7 protein-coding genes are annotated in these 16,941 nt (G+C 64.8%); 2 read left to right on the top strand and 5 right to left on the bottom strand.

What is annotated here, in order from left to right; genetic code table 11:
• Positions 1–10 precede the first annotated feature (10 nt).
• The 5 genes from SMA01S_RS19500 to SMA01S_RS19480 form a co-directional block, all read right to left on the bottom strand.
• The gene (locus SMA01S_RS19500; RefSeq protein WP_066826459.1) at positions 11–934 is read right to left on the bottom strand and encodes a metallophosphoesterase family protein; all 924 of its coding nucleotides are present in this window, start codon (positions 932–934) and stop codon (positions 11–13) included.
• Positions 935–1,116: 182 nt separating this feature from the next.
• Positions 1,117–3,420 carry a TonB-dependent receptor gene (locus SMA01S_RS19495; protein WP_066826487.1) on the bottom strand — a complete coding sequence of 768 codons (2,304 nt, stop codon included), beginning with the start codon at positions 3,418–3,420 and terminating at the stop codon, positions 1,117–1,119.
• A 245-nt stretch (positions 3,421–3,665) separates the two neighbouring features.
• Positions 3,666–7,943: a DNA-directed RNA polymerase subunit beta' gene (gene rpoC, locus SMA01S_RS19490; protein WP_066826457.1), complete on the bottom strand. Its 4,278-nt coding sequence runs from the start codon at positions 7,941–7,943 to the stop codon at positions 3,666–3,668.
• 185 nt (positions 7,944–8,128) lie between these two features.
• The gene (rpoB, locus tag SMA01S_RS19485) at positions 8,129–12,280 is read right to left on the bottom strand and encodes a DNA-directed RNA polymerase subunit beta (RefSeq protein WP_066826453.1); all 4,152 of its coding nucleotides are present in this window, start codon (positions 12,278–12,280) and stop codon (positions 8,129–8,131) included.
• Positions 12,281–12,543: 263 nt separating this feature from the next.
• Complete coding sequence (locus SMA01S_RS19480) at positions 12,544–13,008, bottom strand: hypothetical protein (RefSeq protein ID WP_066826451.1); 465 nt, start codon at positions 13,006–13,008, stop codon at positions 12,544–12,546.
• A gap of 154 nt (positions 13,009–13,162) precedes the next feature.
• Between SMA01S_RS19480 and SMA01S_RS19475 the strand changes: the two genes are divergently transcribed.
• Positions 13,163–14,515: a hypothetical protein gene (locus tag SMA01S_RS19475; RefSeq protein ID WP_066826449.1), complete on the top strand. Its 1,353-nt coding sequence runs from the start codon at positions 13,163–13,165 to the stop codon at positions 14,513–14,515.
• A 346-nt stretch (positions 14,516–14,861) separates the two neighbouring features.
• On the top strand, positions 14,862–16,796 hold the full coding sequence (locus SMA01S_RS19470) for a CocE/NonD family hydrolase (protein WP_066826447.1): 1,935 nt from the start codon (positions 14,862–14,864) through the stop codon (positions 16,794–16,796).
• Positions 16,797–16,941 lie beyond the last annotated feature (145 nt).

The raw sequence follows: 16,941 nt of genomic DNA, 5'->3' as shown, positions 1-16,941 counted from the left end.
CTCCAAAGGTTCAGGCGAGCGTGGAATCGATCAGCGCGATCCGCTGATCTCCGCGGCGCAAGGTCACGTCGGTGATCCCCAGCACCGAGCGGAGTTGGCCCGGCGGCACGACTTGTGGGCCGGGCGAGGGGGCGGTGCCCGGCGCGGGCTGCGGGAAAGCGGTCGATCGCGCGGTGTGGAAGGTCATCCGCCCTTCGACCTTCTGCACGATCTGGTGGATATGGCCGTTGAGGATGGTCACCGACCCGAAGCGCTTGAGTAAAGCGAGCGCGGCCTGCGCGTCGCCGGTGCCCCAGCCCCATTGTTCGTAGACGGTCCAGAGCGGGATATGCGCGAACACCACGATCGGGGTCGACGCGCCGCGGCCGGCCAGGTCGGCCTTGAGCCAGGCGAGCTGCGCTGCACCGAGATTGCCCATGCCGCCGGGCTTGAGGTCGGCGACGTTGACCAGCCCGACGAAATGCACTCCTTGATGGTCGAAGCTGAACCAGCCGGCGCCCTTGCTGCCCTTGCCGTGGCGCGTCAGGAACGCCTTGCCGCCGCCTTCGTCGACCATGTCGTGCTCGCCCGGCACGAAGAAAGCCGGAATCCCGGTCTCGCGCAGAATCTGATCGGCGTCGTCGAATTCGTTATCGCGGGACAGCTGCGTGATGTCGCCGGTGTGGATGATGAAGTCGGGCTTGACCGCCAGTGCCTTCACCTTGGCGATCGCTTCGCGATAGGTCGCGCGCGCATCGGGGTTGGCCGCCTTGTCGAAGCCGATATGGCTGTCGCTCAGCTGCAGGAAGGTGAACCCGGCCGCCGGTGCGGCGCCAGTGCCCGCGCCGTCCAGGATCGCGCTGCGGGCGATGCCGCCGCTTAGCGCATAGAGCGCGCCGGTGCCCGCCCAGGCCATGCATTTCAACGCCTCGCGGCGCTCGATTTCGTGTCCCATATCCTCGCTCCATTCGGGTTCGAGGATCAGGACAGGGGCACGCGGCGGATTATTCCCGAAAAACGAACGCCGCCCGGAAAAATTCCGGACGGCGCTCGGTGATCAACTGGCCGAAAGAGAGCGAGCGATGCGCGCTCGCGCCCGCAATCAGCGATTGGATATTGGATACAATCGTCGGCGCCTCAGAACTTCACCCGGAACGCGCCGCCGATGATCCGCGGCTCGCTGATCATGCCGGTCAGATTGTTGAAGTCGATCGCGCTGATCGCGCGGAACTGGTTGGTGATATTGCGTGCGAACGCGCTCACTTCGTAACGCGGCGTCGAATAGGCGATCTTGAGGCCGCCTTCGAGCATCGGCCGCCCGCGGAACTCCTTCGCTTCGTAGAGGAAGTAGTTGATGCTGCTGCGGTAAGCCCAGTCGGTATAGGCATAGATTTCGCGGCCGTCACCGAGCGGGATCGAATAGCGCGCGGTCCAATTCGCCACCCAGCGCGGCGCCTGGGGCAGGCGGTTGCCGTCGATGATCGCCTGGCCCGGGCTCGCCAGCGGATCGGTCACGGTGCACAAAGATCCGCACACGCCGACGGTGATATTCGGGTCCTGGATCTCGGTGAAATTGTAGCTGCCGCTCGCGGTCAGCGTCAGCTGCGGGATCGGGCGCATGTCGAGTTCGGCCTCGACGCCATAACCGATCGCGCGCTTGGCGTTGAGCAGGCGCGCCGAGTTCGACAAACCACCGACCGCGGTGATCTGCAGGTCGTTGGTGCGCCACCAATAGCCGTCGAACGAGAAACGGACGGTGCGATCCGCCGTCTCGCCCTTGAGGCCTGCTTCGCCCGACAGCGTGGTCTGCTTGCCCGCAGTGGTCTGCCGGCTGCCGAACGTCACGCGGTCCTGGATCGCCGGACCGAGATAGCCGGTGGCGGCGCGCGCATAGAGGTTGACCTGCGGCGACACGGCATAGGTCGCGCTGACATCCCAGGTGAAATCGCCGCCGCTCACCTTGGCACGGCTCGGCAGCACGGCGCCGAACAGATTGGGCGAATAGCCGGTGATCAGGTCTTCCTTATGATCGTGCGAATAGCGCCCGCCCGCGCGCAACGTCAGTTTGTCGACCGGCTTGTATTCGACCGAGGCGAACGCGCCCCAATTCTCGTTCTTGTTGTCGTGGAACAGGTCCTGGTCGAGATCGGCGGCACGGCTACCGGTGGCCGGGAATTTGTAATCATATTCGTGATATTTGAACGTCTGGTGGAAATAATAGAGGCCACCCTGGAGCTGGAATCCGTTGAATTCGTCGCTGACGAACCGGAGTTCCTGGCTGAACTCCGCCGGCCGCGTGATCCCGCCCGTATTCGACGGGAACAAAGCGTTGTTCAGCCCGAGCGCCGGGAAGACGTAATTGTTGCCGCCATCGATATCGCCGGTGCTCTCGACCTTGGCCTTCTCGTAGGCAGTGACCGAATAGAGCGTGCCGGCACCGTCGAAATGGTAATCCAACCGCAGGTTGGTGCCCCATTGTGTCATGCTCTGGCTGGTATAGCCGTCGAGCGCGACCTTGCTCGGCTCGAAGCCGGGCGAGAAATCGTTGCTGCCCTGTTTGAACAGGCCGGCGCGGAACACGCGCGGCGTGCCATCGAGGTCGCGGATGTGGAAGTTGATCAGCGCGTTGAAATTGCCGCTCGAATAACCGAGCTGGAAGCGGCCGGCGAGGTCGCGATACCCCTCCAGCTTCTTGTCGGCAAAGCCCGTGGTCGAGGTGTTGGTCACCCAATTGTCGCGCCGCTGGAGCAGACCCGACGCGCGGAAGGCGAAGCCGCCACCGAGCGGCAGGTTGAGCGCGGCCTCGGCATTGACGGTATTGAACGTGCCCCAGCTCGCGCTGCCATAGCCGCCGATCTTGTCGTCGGTCGGCTTGGCGGAATCGAGCTTGATCACGCCGGCGGGCGTGTTGCGGCCGAACAGGGTGCCCTGCGGCCCGCGCAGCACTTCGACCGACTTGAGATCGAACACCGGGAACGACTTGAGCATCGCATTTTCGAGCGCGACGTCGTCATAGACCACCGACACCGGCTGCGCGGCATTGGGATCGAAATCGGTATTGCCGAGGCCGCGAATGTAGAAGCGCGGAAAGGTGCGGCCGAACGACGATTCCGCCTGGAGGCTCGGCGTGCGCGACGACAGGAAGCGGATGTCGAGCCCGCCCGAGTTGATCACGGCAAGCTTTTCGCCGGTGATCGAGGTGACCGCCACGGGCACGTTCTTCGACGATTCAGACACGCGGGTCGCGGTGACGACGATGTCGCCCAGGCCTTTGTCCGCAGTGTTGGCGGCATCGTCCTGCGGGGCAGGGGCATCGGCTGCGGGCGTCGCTTTGGGCTCGTCGGCCCGCGCCATGGCGGGTGATGCGGCAAGGATGAGCAAGGCGGGCGAAGCGCCCAGGAGCAGGATGTGCGCCAGCGAGCGGTTGGACAACGAGTTCATGAATCCCCCTGAATCGAAGATCGGCATCCCCGCCGTTGACGACTCCGTGTGTCCCGGATCTTGCGCAAAGTCGTAACATGACCGTCATGGGCCCAAAAGACCGAGCGATCGCCAAGTCTCAGGCGACGCGACGAAAAGCCGCGCGGTGATGCGGTTGCGCAACAGCCGCCACAACGAAAAACCGCCGCCCGGATGGCCCGGACGGCGGTCTTTTCTTGTCGACCATAGAGTGTCGAACGAGACGCTTATTCGCTCTCGTTCAGATACTCTCCGGCATCCGCGTCGGTACCGTGGCCGCTCGGGGCGACCCGGGCGAGCGCATCGCTGCCGGTGTCGTCGCGGACGTCACGCGCCAGTTCGGCGGCACGCTCTTCCGCGGCCGAGTTCGGCGCGATCAGCACTTCCTGCAGCGCACGCTGCTGGACGCGGAGCGCGGCGTCGCGGCTGGAGGCCGCCACGCGCAGGCGGTTCATGCCCGCACCGGTACCGGCGGGGATGAGACGGCCGACGATGACGTTCTCCTTGAGACCGATCAGCGTGTCCTGCTTGCCCTGGACCGCCGCCTCGGTGAGGACGCGGGTGGTCTCCTGGAACGACGCCGCCGAGATGAAGCTGCGGGTCTGCAGCGACGCCTTGGTGATGCCGAGCAGCACCGGCTTGCCCTGGGCGGGCTGCTGGCCGGGGGCGAGCTTCTCGTTGGTCTCGTCCATCTCGGTGCGGTCGACCTGCTCGCCGGCGAGCAGGGTGGTGTCGCCGCCGTCGGTGATCTCGACCTTCTGCAGCATCTGGCGAACGATCACCTCGATGTGCTTGTCGTTGATCTTCACGCCCTGGAGTCGATAGACTTCCTGGATTTCCGACACGAGATATTCCGCGAGCGGCTCGATACCGAGCACCTCGAGAATGTCGTGCGGATCGGGCGAGCCGCCGATCAGATTGTCGCCACGCTTGACGTAGTCGCCTTCCTGAACGTCGATCACCTTCGACTTCGGGATCAGATACTCCACGACCTCGCCGCCGTCCTCGGGCTGGATCCCGATCTTGCGCTTGGCCTTGTAGTCCTTGCCGAACACGACGCGGCCCGAGACCTTCGCGATGATCGCGTTTTCCTTGGGCTTGCGGGCTTCGAACAACTCGGCGACGCGCGGCAGACCGCCGGTGATGTCGCGGGTCTTGGCGGACTCGCGAGCGACACGGGCAAGCACGTCACCGGCCTGGACGGTGGCATTGTCCTCGACCGACAGCACCGCACCCGGCGCCAGCATGTAGCGCGCGGCTTCGTTGGTATCGACACCGGTCAAGGTCATGCGGGGACGGAGGTCCTCCTTCGACTTGGTGGCGGCGCGATACTCGGTGACGACGCGCTGGGTGATGCCCGTCGCTTCGTCGGCCTGTTCGGTGAGCGTCTTGCCTTCGATGAGGTCCTGATACTTCACCGTACCGCCGGTCTCGGTGATCAGCGGCATGGTGAACGGATCCCACTCGGCCATCCGGTCGCCCTTGCTGACGATGTGACCATCGTCGAACATGACGTACGCACCGTACGGGATGCGATCGACCGACAGCTCGCGGCCGTCCATGTCCTTGATCGCGATCTCGCCCGAGCGGCTCAGCACCACGCGGCGACCACGCTGGTCGACGATCAGACGCAGGTCGCGGAATTCGACCGTACCGTCGGCATGCGCCTCCAGGTTGGACGTTTCGTTGAGCTGCGCCGCGCCACCGATGTGGAACGTACGCATGGTCAGCTGGGTGCCCGGCTCACCGATCGACTGCGCCGCGATGACGCCGACCGCTTCGCCGATGTTCACCGGGGTACCGCGGGCGAGGTCACGCCCGTAGCACTTGCCGCAGACACCGATCTTGGCTTCGCAGACCAGCGGCGAGCGGATCTTCATCCCCTGGATGCCGGTGGCCTCGATCTTCGCGACCGCCGCCTCGTCGAGCAACGTGCCCGACGGGATGACGACTTCGCCGGTCTTGGCATCGACCACGTCCTCGGCCGTGGTGCGGCCCAGGATGCGCTCGCCGAGCGAGGCGATGGTCGACCCGCCCTGCAGGATCGCGCGCATCTCGAGCGCCCGCTCGGTACCGCAATCCTCCTCCATGACGACGCAATCCTGCGACACGTCGACCAGGCGGCGAGTGAGGTAGCCCGAGTTGGCGGTCTTCAACGCGGTGTCCGCGAGGCCCTTGCGGGCGCCGTGGGTCGAGTTGAAGTACTCAAGGACGGTCAGGCCTTCCTTGAAGTTCGAGATGATCGGGGTCTCGATGATCTCGCCCGACGGCTTGGCCATCAGGCCGCGCATACCGGCGAGCTGCTTGATCTGCGCCTGCGAACCGCGGGCACCCGAGTGCGCCATCATGTAGATCGAGTTGATCGGCATTTCACGACCCGTCACCGGATCCTTCTTCACCGCCTTGATCTCGTTCATCATCGAGTTGGCGACCTGGTCACCGCAACGTGACCAGGCGTCGATCACCTTGTTGTACTTCTCCTGCTGCGTGATCAGGCCGTCCTGATACTGCTGCTCGAAGTCCTTCACCTGCTCGCGCGTCTCGTCGACCAGCTTGTCCTTGTCCGGCGCGATGATCATGTCGTCCATGCCGAACGAGATGCCCGCCTTGAACGCGTGCTTGAAGCCCAGCGCCATGATCGCGTCGGCGAACAGCACGGTCTCCTTCTGGCCGGTGTGACGATAGACCTCGTCGATCACGTCGCCGACGTCCTTCTTGGTCAGCAGGCGATTGACGGTGTCGAACGGCACCTTGTGCGACTTGGGCAGGCACTCGCCGAGCAGCATGCGGCCCGGCGTGGTCTCGAACCGCTTGAGGTACGTCTTGCCGTCCTCATCGGTCTGCGGGACACGGCTGATCACCTTGGTGTGCAAGGTAACCGCACCGGCCTGCAGCGCCTGATGCACTTCGGCCATGTCGGACATCAGCATACCTTCGCCGGGCTCGTTTTCCTTGAGCATCGACAGGTAATAGAGACCCAGCACCATGTCCTGCGACGGCACGATGATCGGCTTGCCGTTGGCGGGCGACAGGATGTTGTTGGTCGACATCATCAGGACGCGCGCTTCCAGCTGGGCCTCGAGGCTCAGCGGGACGTGCACGGCCATCTGGTCGCCGTCGAAGTCGGCGTTGAACGCCGAGCAGACCAGCGGGTGAAGCTGGATCGCCTTGCCCTCGATCAGCACCGGCTCGAACGCCTGGATACCCAGACGGTGGAGCGTCGGCGCGCGGTTCAGCAGAACCGGATGCTCGCGGATCACTTCGTCCAGGATGTCCCAGACTTCCTTGCGCTCCTTTTCGACCCACTTCTTGGCCTGCTTCAGGGTCATCGACAGACCCTTGGCGTCGAGGCGCGCGTAGATGAACGGCTTGAACAGTTCGAGCGCCATCTTCTTCGGCAGGCCGCACTGGTGCAGCTTGAGCTCCGGACCGGTCACGATGACCGAACGGCCCGAATAGTCGACGCGCTTGCCGAGCAGGTTCTGACGGAAGCGGCCCTGCTTGCCCTTGAGCATGTCGGACAGCGACTTCAGCGGACGCTTGTTGGCGCCCGTGATCGTGCGGCCGCGGCGGCCGTTATCGAACAAGGCGTCGACGGCTTCCTGCAGCATGCGCTTTTCGTTGCGGACGATGATGTCCGGCGCGCGCAGCTCCATCAGCCGCTTGAGGCGGTTGTTGCGGTTGATCACGCGGCGATAGAGGTCGTTCAGATCCGACGTCGCGAAGCGGCCACCGTCCAGCGGCACCAGCGGGCGCAGCTCGGGCGGGATGACCGGCACGACCTCGAGGATCATCCATTCGGGGCGGTTGCCCGAATCGATGAAGCTCTCGACGACCTTCAGGCGCTTGATGATCTTCTTCGGCTTCAGCTCCGACTTGGTCGTCGCCAGCTCCTGGAGCAGCTGCTCGCGCTCGCCGACCAGGTCGAGCTGCTCGAGCATGATGCGGACTGCCTCGGCGCCGATGCCGGCAGTGAAGGCGTCCTCACCATATTCGTCCTGCGCCTCGAGGAGCTCGTCCTCGGTCAGCAGCTGGAAGCGCTCGAGCGGCGTCACGCCCGGCTCGATCACGATATAGGCTTCGAAGTACAGCACGCGCTCGAGCTGCTTGAGCTGCATGTCGAGCAGCAGGCCGATGCGCGACGGAAGCGACTTCAGGAACCAGATGTGCGCGACCGGGGCGGCCAGCTCGATATGGCCCATCCGCTCGCGGCGGACCTTCGAGACGGTGACCTCGACGCCGCACTTTTCGCAGACGATGCCCTTGTACTTCATGCGCTTGTACTTGCCGCACAGGCATTCGTAATCCTTGATCGGACCGAAGATGCGCGCGCAGAACAGGCCATCACGCTCGGGCTTGAACGTGCGGTAATTGATCGTCTCGGGCTTCTTGATCTCGCCGAACGACCACGAGCGGATACGGTCTGGCGACGCGATGCCGATCTGGATCTGGTCGAAGGTTTCCGGCTTGGCGACCGGGTTCGCGAAATTGGTCAGTTCGTTCATGGGAATGAACCCTTCCTTGAAATTCTTTCCCCTCTCCCGCGGGCGGGAGAGGGAGGGGCCCGCCGCCGTCAGGCGGTGGGAGGGTGAGGGTCTTCTTCCTTCTTCGATCAGTGCGACGAGAAAGAAGAAAGAAGAAAGAAGACCCTCACCCAACCCTCTCCCGCAAGCGGGAGAGGGCTAATGGCTTACTCGGCCGCGATCACCACGCCGTCCGAATCCACGCCGGGTTCGTCGTTCTTGAGTTCGACGTTGAGGCCCAGCGAGCGCATTTCCTTGACGAGCACGTTGAAGCTCTCCGGGATGCCGGCCTCGAACGTGTCGTCGCCCTTGACGATCGCCTCATAGACCTTGGTGCGTCCGACGACGTCGTCCGACTTCACCGTCAGCATCTCCTGCAGCGTGTAGGCGGCGCCGTACGCTTGCAGTGCCCAGACCTCCATTTCGCCGAAGCGCTGGCCGCCGAACTGCGCCTTACCGCCCAGCGGCTGCTGGGTGACGAGCGAGTAGGGGCCGATCGAACGCGCGTGGATCTTGTCGTCAACCAGATGGTGGAGCTTCAGCATGTAGATGATGCCCACCGTCACCTTGCGATCGAACTGATCGCCGGTGCGGCCGTCGAACAGGTCCGACTGCCCCGACGGGTCGAGACCCGCCAGTTCGAGCATCGCCGTAACGTCGCCCTCGTGCGCGCCGTCGAACACCGGAGTGCCCATCGGGACGCCGGCCTTCAGGTTCTGCGCCAGCTCGACGATCTCGGCGCCGCTGCGGGCGTCGATATCCGCCACGTAATGCTCGCCATAGATCGTCTTCAGACGCTCCTTGACCGCTTCCGGCATCGCACCCGCCTTGGCGTCGGGATTGGCGTCGCGCCAATCCTCGAGCGCCTGGGTGATCTGCTGACCCAGGCCGCGCGCGGCCCAGCCCAGATGCGTCTCGAAGATCTGCCCGACGTTCATGCGCGACGGCACGCCCAGCGGGTTGAGCACCAGGTCGACCGGGGTACCGTCCGCCAGGAACGGCATGTCCTCGGCCGGCAGGATGCGGCTGATGACGCCCTTGTTGCCGTGACGGCCGGCCATCTTGTCGCCCGGCTGCAGCTTGCGCTTCACCGCGACGAAGACCTTGACCATCTTGAGCACGCCAGGCGGCAGTTCGTCGCCCCGCTCGAGCTTCTCGCGGCGATCCTCGAACTTGTCCTTGATGAGCTTCACCGCGTCATCATACTGACCCTTGACCGCTTCGAGGTCCGACTGGACCTTGTCGTCGGCGACCGCGAACTTCCACCATTCGTGGCGGTCGACGCTGTCGAGCAGGTCCTGATCGATCTCCGAGCCCTTCTTCAGGCCCTTCGGCGTCGCCGTGGCGACCTGACCGATCAGCATTTCCCGCAGGCGCGACCAGGTCGCGCGGTTGAGGATCGTGCGCTCGTCGTCCGAGTCCTTCTTCAGGCGCTCGATCTCCTCGCGCTCGATCGCCATCGCGCGCTCGTCCTTGTCGATGCCGTGGCGATTGAACACGCGGACCTCGACCACCGTGCCGGCGACGCCCGGGGGCAGACGCAGCGAGGTGTCACGAACGTCCGACGCCTTCTCGCCGAAGATGGCGCGGAGGAGCTTCTCTTCCGGCGTCATCGGGCTTTCGCCCTTCGGCGTGATCTTGCCGACCAGGATGTCGCCCGGCTCGACCTCGGCACCGATATAGACGATGCCCGCCTCGTCGAGGTTGCGCAGCGCTTCCTCGCCGACGTTCGGGATGTCGCGGGTGATGTCTTCCGGCCCGAGCTTGGTGTCGCGGGCCATGACTTCGAATTCCTCGATATGGATCGAGGTGAAGACGTCGTCCTTGACGATACGCTCGCTGATGAGGATCGAGTCCTCGTAGTTGTAGCCGTTCCACGGCATGAACGCGACGAGCGCGTTGCGGCCGAGCGCCAGTTCGCCGAACTCGGTCGACGGGCCGTCGGCGATCACGTCGCCGGTGTTGACCACGTCACCCACCTTCACCAGCGGACGCTGGTTGATGCAGGTGTTCTGGTTCGAGCGCTGGAACTTCATCAGCGTGTAGATGTCGACGCCCGACTTGCCGGCTTCGACCTCTCCAGTGGCCCGGATCACGATACGGGTGGCGTCGACCTGGTCGACGATGCCCGCACGCTTGGCGGCGATCGCCGCACCCGAATCCCGCGCCACCGTCTCTTCCATGCCGGTGCCGACGAACGGCGCCTCGGCACGGACCAGCGGCACCGCCTGGCGCTGCATGTTCGATCCCATCAGCGCGCGGTTGGCGTCGTCGTTTTCCAGGAACGGAATGAGCGACGCCGCGACCGAGACGAGCTGCTTGGGGCTCACGTCCATCAGCGTGATGTTCTCGGGCAGCGCCATCAGGAATTCGCCGGCCTGACGCGCGGAGACCAGTTCCTCGGTCAGCTTGCCGTCGGCATCGGTTTCGGCGTTGGCCTGCGCGATCGTGTGCTTGGCCTCTTCCATCGCCGACAGATAGACGACTTCGCTGGTCACCTTATTGTCGATGACCTTGCGGTACGGCGTTTCGATGAAGCCGTATTTGTTGACGCGGCTGAACGACGCCAGGCTGTTGATCAGACCGATGTTCGGGCCTTCCGGCGTTTCGATCGGGCAGATGCGGCCATAGTGGGTCGGATGGACGTCGCGGACCTCGAAGCCCGCGCGCTCGCGGGTGAGGCCGCCCGGCCCGAGCGCCGAGACGCGACGCTTGTGCGTCACTTCGGAGAGCGGGTTGGTCTGGTCCATGAACTGCGACAGCTGCGACGAGCCGAAGAACTCGCGCACCGCAGCGACCGCGGGCTTGGCGTTGATCAGGTCGTTGGGCATGACGGTCGACACGTCGACCGAGCTCATCCGCTCCTTGACCGCACGCTCCATGCGCAGCAGCCCGACGCGATACTGGTTCTCGAGCAGTTCGCCGACCGACCGCACGCGGCGGTTGCCGAGATTGTCGATATCGTCGATCTCGCCCTTGCCGTCCTTAAGGTCGACCAGGGTTTTGACTACCGCGAGGATGTCCTCGGTGCGGAGCGTGGTGACCGTGTCCTCGGCGTCGAGGTCGAGGCGCATGTTGAGCTTGACGCGGCCGACGGCCGACAGGTCATAGCGCTCGGGGTCGAAGAACAGACCCGCGAACAGCGACTCCGCGGTCTCGAGCGTCGGCGGTTCGCCGGGGCGCATCACGCGATAGATGTCCGACAGCGCCTGCTCGCGCTCTTCGGCCTTGTCGGCCTTGAGCGTGTTGCGGATCCACGGACCGGTCGACACATGATCGATGTCGAGCAGTTCGACGCGGTCGATCCCGGCGGCGTCGAGCTTTTCGAGATTCTCGATCCCGAACTCGTCGCCCGCCTCGATATAGATCTCGCCGGTGCTCTCGTTGATAAGGTCGTACGCCGAATAGCGACCGTAGATCTCCTCGGTCGGGATCAGCAGCGTCTCGAGGCCGTCCTTCTGCGCCTTGTTGGCAGCGCGCGGGCTGACCTTCTGGCCGGCCGGGAAGATGATTTCGCCGGACTTGGCGTCGACGATGTCGAACATCGGCTTGGCGCCGCGCCAATTTTCCGGCTGGAACGGAATCTGCCAGCCATTGGGGCCGCGGACGAAGGTCACACGGTTGTAGAAATAGTTGAGGATGTCCTCGGACGTCAGGCCCAGCGCATAGAGCAGCGCCGTGACCGGGAGCTTGCGCTTGCGGTCGATACGGACGTTGACGATGTCCTTGGCGTCGAACTCGAAATCGAGCCACGAGCCGCGATACGGGATCACGCGCGCGGCGAAGAGGTACTTGCCCGAGGCATGGGTCTTGCCGCGGTCATGGTCGAACAGCACGCCCGGCGACCGGTGCATCTGGCTGACGATGACGCGCTCGGTACCATTGACGATGAAGGTGCCGTTCTCGGTCATGAGCGGCATGTCGCCCATGTAGACGTCCTGCTCCTTGATATCGAGCACCGAGCGGGCTTCCGTATCGGGATCCACCTCGAACACGATGAGGCGCAATGTAACGCGCATCGGCGCCGCATAGGTGATGCCGCGCTGGCGGCATTCGTCGGTATCGAACTTGGGCGGTTCGAGCTCGTAATTGACGAAATCGAGCTCGGCGGTGCCGGCGAAGTCGCGGATCGGGAAGACCGAGCGCAGGGTCTTCTCCAGGCCCGACACGTAGCCGATCGACGGATCGCTGCGCAGGAACTGTTCGTAGGATTCGCGCTGAACCTCGATCAGGTTCGGCATCTGCACCACTTCGTGGATGTTGCCGAAAACCTTGCGGATGCGCCGCTTTGCGGTGCCTTCGATCGCTTTGGTCGCCATGTGGGTTTTTTGCCTCGTCAGCTTAAAATTCGTGCCCCGGATCCCCGAGGCGGGCACGCATCGCGACGCAAAAAAGCCGCTCATCCTACTTCCGTTTCCGGCCGTGGACGGGCAGCTTCTAGCGTCGTGTGAACCGGCAGCTTCCAATTCGATCGACCCGGTGCGCGACTCCGTGTCATTTCCCGAAAGCTGTGGTGAGGAGCGCGATATAGGTAGCGTGTTGGAGAGTGTCAAACGCCAGACGCGATTTTCTGCCGCGTTGTTCAGGCGTCGTCGGGGGTTAGATTCTCCTCATCCTGCTTGAGCAGCTTGAAGATCGGCCATTCGGTCAGATTGCCGCTGCCCTTGTTGCAGTTGATCCGTCGTACGAGCTTGCCGTCCTTCATCACCAGCACGCCCGACGCATTATATTCGGGCGAGACCCGATCATTGCTCAATGGCTGCGGCGCTTGCCAGCGGTTGAACAGGACATAGTTCCACTGCCCGCTGACGAAGCGCAGCGTCTGGTCCTCGCCACGATTATACATCGTGCGGTGATAGAAGACGCCGCCTTGCGGGCCACCGGTCAGGCTGATCTCGGGGCGGCCCGGCGGACCGAAATTGTAGGTCAGGCGATCCTCGCGCAGGGTGACGGCAACGCGCTTGCCGCCCGCGCGACAAGTGAACACGGTCTGGGGGGCAGCGGCGCTGGCGGCCATGATGGCGCTCAGGATCAGGCTGATGGTCATTTCCGGGGCTGTACGCTCAAAAAAGTAAGTACAAAATTGCCTTTACTTTGCGCCTTCGAATCAATGGGTTGCTCGTCTCGTCGCGAAAAACCGTTCGGCCGGACGGCGACGAAACGAGGAACCGTGGGCGGGTTCCACTCATTGTGACAGCGTCATGAAACAGCATTTTGCCCCCCGCAAAGCCCGCGCACTGGCGCCCCTCCTCGTCGCCACCGCGCTCGTCTCCACCCCTGTGTTCGCGCAGGATACGACGCCGCAGACCGCGCCCGCGCAGCCGGCAATCGTGACGCCGCCGGCCACCGCGACAGTGCCGATCCCGCCGGTCGTCCGTACCGTGCCCGACGCAGCGCCGTCCACGACGTCGACGACCGCCGACGAACCCGCCGCCAAGCCGGCGCGCGCGACGACGGCGACCCGCACCGCGACGCGGACCACGCGAACGGTGACGCATACCCGCACCGCCTCGGCGGCGCGATCGGCGCCGGCCCCGGCTCCCGAGGTGGCGCCTGCCCCGGCGCCGCAGGCCGCGGCCCCCGCGCCGGCGCTGGTGACGCCGCCCGCTGATACGGCAGCGCCGGCCCCGGCACCTGCTGCTGCTCCGGCCAACGAGCCGGCGGCGCCGGTAGCCGACACAGCCTCTACCCAGTCGAATACCACGACCACCGAAGTGCCGTTCTGGGCATGGATCGCCGGCGGCATCGCGGTGCTCGCCGTCATCCTCGGCGCGGCGCTGGCGATGCGCGGCCGTCGTCGCGAATATGAAGAGCCGGTCTATGTCGAAGATACCTATGTCGAGCCGCAGCCCGAGCCGGTCGCCGCTGCACCGGTGATCGCGCCGGTGCCGGTCGCCAAGGCCGAACCGCGCAAGGAACCCGAATATCTGCGTCGTGCGGCGCCCGTCGGGGCCGCCGCCGCCGCGATGGAACCGGTCGTCGCGGCGCCGGATGCGGTCGAAATGTCGACGCCCCCGGTCGACGAAGTCGCCGAGCTCACCGCCGGCACCGCGCCGGTCGCCGAGCGCCCGTGGCTCGAATTCGCGATGCGCCCGGTGCGCGCCGGCACCAATGTCGACGAAGCCCTGGTCGAAATCGAACTGACCGTGGGCAATTCCGGGAGCGTTCCTGCCCGCGACGTGCGCATCTCGACCTTCCTGCTGTCGAGCGATCCCAACGGCACCGAAATGGAGCGCTTGTTGCTGAGTCCGCCCTCGGATGCGACCACCGACCCGGTCACGATCAAGCCCGGCGAGGGCAAGCGGATCGACGCCACGCTCGCGTTGCTCAAGTCGGACATGGGCGAGAACCTGCCCGACACGATCCGTCCGATCATCGTCGCCGATGCCCGGTACACGCTCGAAGACGGCACCGAAGGCCGCACCTCGGCCTCGTTCACGATTGGCGTCACGCCCGAAGAAGGCGGCCCGGGCCTCGATCCGCTCGAACTCAGCCGCGCGTCGATGCACGAGAATGTCGGCGCGGAACTGCGCGGCGAACCGCAACACGCCTGACGCTCCCTCAGGCACGAAGGCGCCCGTCCCGGACATCCGGGGCGGGCGTTTTTTGATGGGTTGCGCGGGCCGTAGAGGGATGATCGCCCAAAATCCTCCCCGGCACGGGGAGGGGGACCAAGGCGCGCAGCGGCTTGGTGGAGGGGGCCCGCGACCAACTCGCCACAACCGATGAGGCCAGCGATCGTGGGACCCCTCCACCACGCGGCTCACGCCGCGCGGTCCCCCTCCCCGTGCCGGGGAGGAATTTCGTCCGCCCAGCTACCTGCAGCGTTCGACACACCCATTGCGTCCCAGTGCCGTAGCGTCCTAGGACGCTGCAACCCTCCCAAGGAGACTCGGTCGCATGATGAAGAAGCTGGCGTTGTTGCCTCTGGTCGCTCTCGCATTCACTCCCGCGCTCGCGCAGCAAGCGCCGATATGGCCGCCCAAGGGGGACGACGTCCCGGCCAAGTTCACGCCGCCGGTCGCCGCCAACGCCGATTACATCAAGCGCGAAGTCATGATCCCGATGCGCGACGGGACCAAGCTCTACACCGTCATCGTCATTCCCAAGGGCGCGACCAACGCGCCGATCGTGCTGACCCGCACGCCGTACAACGCCAAGGGCAGGGCGAAGCGCGCCGACAGCGCGTCGATGCTGGCGACCCTGCCGCTGGCCGACGAGATCTTCGTCAAGAACGGCTATATCCGTGTCTATCAGGACATTCGCGGCAAATACGGGTCCGAAGGCGGCTATGTCGTGACGCGCCCGGTGGTCGGTCCGCTCAACGATACCAAGGTCGATCACACGACCGACGCCTATGACACGATCGACTGGCTGGTGAACAAGGCGAACCTGCCCGAATCCAACGGCAAGGTCGGGATGATCGGATCGTCCTACGAAGGCTTCACCGTCGTCATGGCGCTGCTCCATCCGCACCCCGCGCTCAAGGTCGCGGCGCCGCAAAGTCCGATGATCGACGGCTGGATGGGCGACGACTGGTTCCATTACGGCGCCTTCCGCCTCGCCAATATCGCCTGGCTCGGCGCGCAGACCGGCTATCGCGGCGAAGGCAAGGCGCCGCCGACCGGCGGCTATGACGATTACGACAATTTCCGCGAGGTCGGCTCGGCCGGCGAGTGGGCGAAGAAATCGGGCTATGACCAATTGCCCTATTGGAACCGCATGTCGATGCACCCGGCCTATGACGCTTTCTGGTCGGGCCAGGCGCTCGACACATTGCTCGCCAAGAACCCGTCCGACGTGCCCACGATCTGGGAGCAGGGGCTGTGGGACCAGGAAGATATGTGGGGGGCGATCCACAGCTACGAGTCGCTGGTGAAGGCGGGCAAGGCCGGCAACAATTTCATCGTGATGGGGCCATGGCGGCACAGCCAGATCAACCGCGTCGGCTATGAGCTCGGCCCGTTCAAGTGGAACGGCGACACCGCCGCGCAATATCGCGAGGACATGATCCTGCCGTTCTTCAATCAATATCTGAAGGATGGCCCGGCGGTCACCGTGCCCGCCGCGACGATCTACAATACCGGCGAGAACCATTGGGACCGCTTCAACGCCTGGCCGCTGGCGTGCGAGACCGGCTGTCCGTCGCCGCTCAAGCCGATCTACATGCAGGGCGACGACGGCCTCGGCTTCGACAAGAGCGGGGAGGGCGGCGACAGCTACGTCTCCGATCCCGCCAAGCCGGTCCCGCATCTGCCCCGCCCGGTCAATTTCAACGACGGCCGCTGGGGCGACTGGCTGGTCCAGGATCAGCGCTCCTATGACGGCCGCCCCGACGTATTGAGCTATGAGAGCCCTGTGCTTGACCAGCCGGTCCGCGTGTCGGGCGTGCCGATGGCGGACCTGTTCGCCAAGACCACCGGCACCGACGGCGATTTCGTCGTCAAGGTGATCGATGTCTACCCGGCGGAGAATGCGACCGATCCCAAGATGGGCGGCTATCAGTTGGCGATCAGCCTCGACATCTTCCGCGGCCGCTATCGCGACAGCTTCGCCAATCCGTCGCCGATCCCGGCGGGCAAGGTGCAGGAATACAAGTTCCGCCTGCCGGCCGTGAACCACGTGTTCCAGCCCGGCCACCGCATCATGATCCAGGTGCAGTCGACGCTGTTCCCGCTCTACGATCGCAATCCGCAGAAATATGTCCCCAACATCTTCTATGCGAAGAAGTCGGACTATCAGAAGGCGACGGTGACGATCATGCGTGGCGGAAAGACGCCGAGCGCGGTGTGGTTGCCGGTCGTGCCGCTCGCCCCGCCGCAACTGATGCGCTAGGGGGACCGATCGCCGGCATTCGGCGGAGGTTCAGCTAGATCGTGCAATTGATGGGGTCGATGAGGGGTTTTGGACGAGAGCGTGACGACGTGGGTTTGCCCCGTCGTGATTGCCCGGGCGTGTTCGCTGGCAAGGAGCGGTGTGG

Origin of the sequence: Sphingomonas mali NBRC 15500 (assembly GCF_001598415.1) — a bacterium.
Classification (GTDB): domain Bacteria; phylum Pseudomonadota; class Alphaproteobacteria; order Sphingomonadales; family Sphingomonadaceae; genus Sphingomonas; species Sphingomonas mali.
This window is presented reverse-complemented; position numbering and strand designations above follow the sequence as displayed.